This is a genomic window from Arthrobacter sp. NPDC057388, assembly GCF_042668165.1.
Lineage (GTDB): Bacteria > Actinomycetota > Actinomycetes > Actinomycetales > Micrococcaceae > Arthrobacter.
The window spans coordinates 1-6,793 of record NZ_JBHVBL010000082.1 but is presented as its reverse complement, the minus strand read 5'-3'; the positions used below and the strand labels follow the sequence as shown (position 1 = coordinate 6,793).

General features: G+C 65.3%; 6 protein-coding genes. 5 read left to right on the top strand and 1 reads right to left on the bottom strand.

Annotated elements, in window-relative coordinates:
• The first annotated feature begins 351 nt into the window (after positions 1-351).
• From ACFUTU_RS20965 to ACFUTU_RS20950, 4 genes are all read left to right on the top strand, one after another.
• A complete protein-coding gene (locus ACFUTU_RS20965; protein WP_377967842.1) occupies positions 352-1,737 on the top strand; it encodes a protoporphyrinogen/coproporphyrinogen oxidase in 1,386 nt (461 codons plus the stop codon).
• A gap of 81 nt (positions 1,738-1,818) precedes the next feature.
• Positions 1,819-2,712 carry a 4-hydroxy-tetrahydrodipicolinate synthase gene (gene dapA, locus ACFUTU_RS20960; protein WP_377967840.1) on the top strand — a complete coding sequence of 298 codons (894 nt, stop codon included), beginning with the start codon at positions 1,819-1,821 and terminating at the stop codon, positions 2,710-2,712.
• 3 nt (positions 2,713-2,715) lie between these two features.
• Positions 2,716-4,230: an alanine/glycine:cation symporter family protein gene (locus ACFUTU_RS20955; RefSeq protein WP_377967838.1), complete on the top strand. Its 1,515-nt coding sequence runs from the start codon at positions 2,716-2,718 to the stop codon at positions 4,228-4,230.
• Between the two features lie 21 nt (positions 4,231-4,251).
• Positions 4,252-5,745, top strand: coding sequence for an aldehyde dehydrogenase family protein (locus ACFUTU_RS20950; protein WP_377967836.1), 1,494 nt, complete (start codon positions 4,252-4,254; stop codon positions 5,743-5,745).
• A gap of 90 nt (positions 5,746-5,835) precedes the next feature.
• Here the strand turns inward: ACFUTU_RS20950 and ACFUTU_RS20945 are convergent, their stop codons facing one another.
• Positions 5,836-6,183, bottom strand: coding sequence for a hypothetical protein (locus ACFUTU_RS20945; protein ID WP_377967834.1), 348 nt, complete (start codon positions 6,181-6,183; stop codon positions 5,836-5,838).
• A 258-nt stretch (positions 6,184-6,441) separates the two neighbouring features.
• Here ACFUTU_RS20945 and ACFUTU_RS20940 point away from each other — a divergent pair, with 258 nt between their 5' ends.
• Entirely contained in the window at positions 6,442-6,744 is a 303-nt protein-coding gene (locus ACFUTU_RS20940) for a DUF4193 domain-containing protein (protein WP_076798765.1), read from the top strand.
• Positions 6,745-6,793 lie beyond the last annotated feature (49 nt).

The window sequence follows — 6,793 nt, the reverse complement described above, 5'->3', positions numbered from 1 at the left end:
CAGCCTTGTGAGGTGACCGGCCGGCGTCGTTGTGTTTCAGCGGGGCGGATCTGCCGCCATGCCTCAGTCGTGACCCGTTGTGCAGGCACGGCCCGTCCAGCCTCTTCGGGCAGCACTCCCGCGCATCCCCGAAAAAGCTATTGCATTAATCATACAATGATGTATCTTTAATGTGTGACTAGGGGCACATCCCGCACCCGAAGCCACACAACGGTCACAACACCCGGCGAAGCCCGCCCCGTGCTGCCAAGGAAGAAGCACGCAGGCGTCCGCCACCACGCACGTTCCACACCAGGTCCCTCCCGCCCAGGCGGCCGGCACCTGGATCTCCTGAGTAAGAAGGTTCAAATCATGAAAGATGTAGTCATCGTCGGTGCCGGACTCGCCGGCCTGTCGGCAGCATGGCGGCTGCGGCACTGGGACACCGTGGTCCTGGAGTCCGAGAACCGTGTCGGCGGCCGGATCCGCTCGGAGCGCCGCGGTGCCTACTGGCTGAACTGGGGCGGACACGTCTTCGCCGGGGCCGGATCTTCCACCGATGCCCTGCTCAACGAGGTAGGCGTGACCGCCGTGAACATTCCGGGCTCGCTCCAGGCCCTGTCGATGAACGGGAAGTTCATCCGCAAGGGGCACATCGCCACGTACCCCTTCCGCATTCCGATGTCCCTGTCCTCGCGCATCGACACGCTGAAGGCCGGCATGAAGGTTGTCAGCGGCGTCGCCAAATACACCGGCGTGGTCCGGAAGCGCGCGGGGGAGTCCGGCGCCATGCGGCAGCAGCGCATCTACGACTTCGAAAACAACAGCTCGTTCCAGGACTTCATCGGAAACCTCTCCGAGGACGCGGCCGCGCTGTTCAAAACCACCGTCACCCGCTCGGCCGGTGACATGAACGAGATCTCCGCCGGCGCCGGCATCGGCTACTTCAGCCTGGTGCTGGGCATCGGCCAGGGCCTCAGCCAGGGCATCGTCGGCGGCCCGTCCACCCTGACCGAATCGGTCGCGGCCTCCCTCGGGGACCGCATCCAGCTCGGCGCCGCGGTGCAGGAGGTCGTGCACAAGAAGGAATCCGTCGTCGTCAGGTACACCCAGGGCGGCGTGGAGCATGAGGTGGAAGCCCGCACGGTGGTGCTTGCGACCACTGCTGATGTGACGCACCGGATCGGCGTGGACCTTCCGGAGGAACTGCGCGGCGCGCTCGGCCAGATCAAGTACGGCCCGCACGTCAGCACGGCCTTCCTGACCAACGAGACCTCGGCACGGCCCTGGGATGACATCTACGCCATCGCGGCCCCGAAGCGCTCCTTCGCGATCGCCCTGAACCAGGCGAGCATCGTCCGCGGCACCGAGTCCGTACGGAAGCCCGGCGGCAGCTTCATGACCTTCTCACCGGCCAGCCTCGGAAAGGCCCTGCTGGACAGGAGCGACGAGGAAGTGATCAAGACCCACCTCACCGACCTGGACCAGGTCCTGGGCCACGGGTTCGCCGACAGCGTCGTCGAAGCCAAGACCGACCGCTGGAAGGTTGCTTCGCCCTACTGCTTCCCCGGCCGGGCCAAGCTCCAGTCCACCCTCATGCGCGGCACCGACCGCGTGTTCCTGGCGGGCGACTACCTCGGCACCCTCTACACCGAAAGCTCCATCACCACCGGGTTCTCGGCGGCACAGGAGGCCGCAAGCCTGCTGGCCACGCACCGCCAGGCCCCGCCGCAGTCCGGCCTCTCGATCGTCGCTTAAATCTCGGCCGCCTGAACATAACAGGCACCTGAACCAGACCATCTTTTCCCACCCCGTACTTAAAGAAGAGGAACCATTTTCATGTCCAACGACCTCCGCGGTGTCCTGACCGCCCTCTCCACCCCCTTCGCCCAGGACGGTGCCATCGACGTCGATACGCTGCGCCGCATCGTTGACCGCTCCATCGACGCCGGCGTCGACGGCGTCGTAGCTGCCGGCTCCACCGGCGAGGTCGGCGCCCTGTCCTCCGAGGAGCGCCTGCTGCTCATCAACACCGTCATCGAGCAGGCCAACGGGCGGGTCCCGGTCATCGCCAACACCGGTGCCACCTCCACCGACGAGGCCATCCGCCTGTCCCAGGCCGCCGAGAAGGCCGGCGCGGACGTGCTGATGCTCATCACGCCGTACTACGAGCCGCTGTCCCTGGAGGAAACGGTCACCTACATCAAGGACGTTGCCCGGTCCGTCAGCATCCCGGTCATGCTCTACAACATCCCGGCCGTCACCGGCGTGAACCTGGACCCGGCAGCGGTCCGTGCGCTGGCTGAAGAAGTCGAGAACATCAAGTACATCAAGGACTCCAGCGCGAACTGGGAGCAGGCACTGCAGCTGATCCACCACCACTCGGACGTCATCGGCACGTTCATCGGCTGGGACGTGTACCTGTACAGCGCCCTGGTGGAAGGCGCCGCGGGCGTCATGGCCGGCACGGCGAACGTTGTCCCCAACGAGATCGTCGCCGTCAGCCGCCTGATCGCCGAAGGCGACCTCGCCGGTGCCCTGGAACAGTGGAAGCAGGTCTACCCGGTCATCGATGCCCTGCTCTCCGTGCCGTTCATCCCGGCCGTCAAGGCCGGCCTTACCCTGCAGGGCATTCCGGCCGGCTCGCCGCGGCGCCCCACGGCTGCCCTCAGCGCTGAGGACCTCGCACGGGTTGAGCAGGCACTGTCCGCCCTGAAGCAGCCGGTGGGATAAGGGATGGGTGACTTCGCGGAGTTCCTGTCCGGCGTTTCCGACGCGATCTGGGCGCCCATGGCCTACGTCGTGCTCGGGCTCGGCATCGCCTACTCCGTTGCCACCAAGGGCGTGCAGTTTAGGCGCATCCCGGACATGCTCCGGCAGCTGCGGGACAGCGAAGGCGGCGAAGGGGGCCTGTCCTCCTTCCAGGCCCTCGTGCTCGCTCTGGCCAGCCGGGTCGGCGTCGGCAGCATCGCCGGTGTAGCCACCGCCGTCGGCGCCGGCGGACCCGGTGCCCTCGTCTGGATGGCCGTCACGGGCCTGGTCGGATGCACCGTCGGCTACGCGGAGGCAGCCCTGTCCCAGACGTTCAAGCGACAGGTCCAGGACGAGGACCGGCGCAATGCCAACGAGGACATCGGCGGCATGCCGTACTACATCAAGTACGGCCTGAAGCTGCCCAAGGTGGGGGCACTGGTGGCAGTGCTGGGTGTCATCGGCTACGGATTCGTCTTCCCCGGCCTGCAGGTCAACACCATCGCGGCCAGTGCCAAGCTGGCGTTCGGACTGGACAGCTGGATCCCCGCCGTGCTCGTCACGGTGCTGATCGCCCTCGTCATCTTCGGCGGCACCACCCGTCTGGTGAAGGTCACACAGGCACTGGTCCCCGTGCTCGCCATCGGCTACCTGCTCCTGGCGCTCGCCGTCATCGGGATCAACATCGGCAGCGTTCCGCAGGCCGTTGCCCTGATCTTCCAGTCCGCGGTGGGCATCCACCAAGTGCTCGGCGGCATCGCCGGCGCTGCCGTGGCCTGGGGCGTCCGCCGGGCAGTCTTCGCCTCCTCGAACGGTCTGGGCGAAGCAACGTTCGCCGCCGCGGCGGCGCGCACCTCCCACCCGGGCAAGCAGGGCCTGGTCCAGACGTTCAGCATCTACATCGATGTGCTCCTGATCTGCATGGCCACCGGGCTGATGATGGTGGTCTCCGGCAAGTACAACGTCTCGGACGGGTCAGGCGGCTACATCGTCAACAACATGCCGGGCGTGCCGGTTGGGGCCAACTGGGTCCAGGAAGCCATCGACACGCTGGTCCCGGGCTGGGGAGCGGGCTTCGTCGCGGTCGCCGTGCTGCTCTTCGGCTTCACCTGCCTGCTGGCCTACTACTACGTCGCCAACTCCAACCTCCTCTACCTGCTGGACGGCAGGAACGGGCACGGATGGAAGACCGTCCTCAAGGTCGGAACCATGGCCATCGTATTCTTTGGGTCCGTGGTAAACGCACAGCTGGTCTGGGCGGCCGGCGACATCGGGCTGGGCCTTATCGCCTGGGTCAACCTCATCTGCCTGGCCTTCCTCTTCCCGCTGGTCCGCAAGATCTACCGCGACTACGAACGCCAGCGGAAGCTCGGCCTGAACCCCACCTTCGACCCCAAAGCCCTGGGCATCGAAGGAGCGGAGTTCTGGGAAAAAGAGACCGAAGAGTCGCCCGCTGCCGCCGACACGCAGGCACGTCACGCAGGCACATCCCCTAGCTAAGACAGGACTTAAGGAAAAACCATGACCACCACCGAAACATCAGTGTTCACCGTCCGCAGGACCGGAGAGGCTCCCGCACCTTCCCTGCCTCCTGTGGGCCAGTTCATCGGCGGGGCGTTCATTGCTTCGACGACGGATGCCACGGCCGATGTGGTGAACCCGGCCACCGAGGAAACCATCATGCAGGTTCCCTCCGGCTCCGTTGAGGACGTCGACGCCGCCGTCACCGCTGCCGTAGCGGCCAAGGCAGGCTGGGCAGCGAAGACCCCTAAGGACCGGTCGGCGGTGCTGCTGCGCATCGCGGACATCATCGAGAACAACCGCGAACTGCTCGAAACCCTCGAGTCCGCCAACACCGGCAAGCCCCCTGCCGTGGCTGAAGATGATATTTCAAGCGCGGTTGACACCTTCAGGTTCTCCGCCGGCGCCGCCCGTGCCTTCACCACACTGGGCGCGGACGACTACGCGGAGAACCACACCTCCGTGATCTTCCGCGAGCCTGTGGGTGTTGTCGGCGTGATCACGCCCTGGAACTACCCGCTGCTGATGGCCGCGTGGAAGATCGCCCCGATCCTGGCCGCCGGCAACACCCTGGTGCTCAAGCCCTCGGAGCAGACCCCGCTGACCACGCTCAAGCTGGCCGAACTCATCGCCGACGAGGTCCCCGCCGGTGTCCTGAACATCGTCACCGGCTCCGGCCGCGTGGTGGGCAACCGGATTTCGGAGCACCCGGACGTGGACCTGGTCGCGATCACCGGCAGCGTCGGCAGCGGCCAGAAGGTTGCCGAAAGCGCAGCCGCCACCGTCAAGCGCGTGCACCTGGAACTGGGCGGCAAAGCACCCGTCGTTGTCTTCGAGGACGCTGACCTGGAAGCCGCGGCCAAGGGCGTGCGCGAGGCCGGGTTCTGGAACGGCGGGCAGGAATGCGGCGCGGCATGCCGCGTCCTGGTCCATGAGTCGGTTGCTGAGAAGTTCACCGAGCTGCTGGTCCGCGAGGTGAGCGAGATTTCGGTCGGCGCCCCCGGCGCGGGGGACGACGTCGAAATCGGTTCCATGATCTCCAAGGCCCACTACGAACGTGTCCTGGCCGCGCTGGAGGACATCCGCAAGGAAGGCCACACCATCGCCGTGGGCGGCAACGCCCTGGAGGGTCCGGGCTATTTCATCGAGCCCACCGTTGTCACGGACGTCCCGGCCGGCGCCCCGATCACCAGCAACGAGATCTTCGGCCCGGTGGTATCGGTGGAGACCTTCAGCACGGATGAGGAAGCTATCACCCGGGCCAACGAGACCGTGTACGGGCTGGCCGCCTCGGTATGGACCACGAACTCCTCTCGCTCGCTGTCCGTTCCCCGCCGGCTCGACTTCGGCACCGTCTGGGTCAATTCGCACCTGGTCATCGCCAATGAAGTGCCCTGGGGCGGTTTCAAGGGCTCAGGCTACGGCCGCGACCTCTCCATCTATGCACTGGAGGACTTCTCCCGCACCAAGCACGTCATGTACAACCGCGGCTGAGCCGCGTCCAAAGCGCGGTAAAACCCCTCCGTTCCGGCACCACCGGAACGGAGGGGTTTTCCCCGTGCCCAAAAGACTGCGCACAAGCCGCTAATCGGCGTCGATCTCCTCCAGCAGCTTCTTTGCGGCCTTGCTGATGTCATCGTGGTCGTACTGCGCCGCCCGGCTCTCCAGGGAAATGATGGCGCAGCGGTGCACTTTCTTGAAGTCCCCGAACGGAAAGCTCACGCTCCCCTTGGTGCCTTCGGATTTCTCCGCATCAATTCCCAGGTGCCACTTCGAGAACTCGTCGAAGCCGTGCTTGTCAATGAAGGAGTTCTCCTCGTCCGTGGATGGCGCATGTTCGCTCCAGTCGTCACGGACATCCCGCTCCACTTTCCCCTTCTTCACGAGGCTGCGTGCGTGCTCCAGTGCCTTGCGGTTCAGTTTCGTCGCCATGTGGTGCCTCCGGTGCTCGGATCCAGGAACAGCTCAAGGCTAAGACCGACGACGGCGCCCCGCCAGTACACCGCATGTGTGCGGTCTGCTGCCCGGAGACTTTGCTCTCCGGATACGCCGGCAAGCGCCTGAAACAGGCGGAAAAGACCCATTCGTGTCGTGTTGGCCACACTATTCTTGACGTTGCCGCTTTATGACCTAAACTGCTTCACTGAGGTGCCTGAATGGCGCTGTGCAGCAACGAAAGTGAACAACGCTATGGCTACCGATTACGACGCCCCACGCAAGACAGAAGAAGAGTCTCCCTCCGAATCTTTGGAGGCCCTGCAGGCGTCCCGCGGCGGCGGTGCCCAGACCGCCGTTATCGACGTCGATGAGAATGACACCGCCGAGGGCATCGACCTTCCGGGCGCCGATCTTTCCAACGAGGAACTGACGGTTATCGTCGTTCCCGAGCAGTCCGATGAATTCACCTGCGGCTCCTGCTTCCTGGTCCGTCACCGGTCCCAGGTGGCCAAGGAAAAGAACGGCATGAAGTACTGCCACGACTGCGAAGGCTAAGACAGCCCGACTGCATAAAGCCATGCGAGGCGCCGGCTCCCAATGGGAG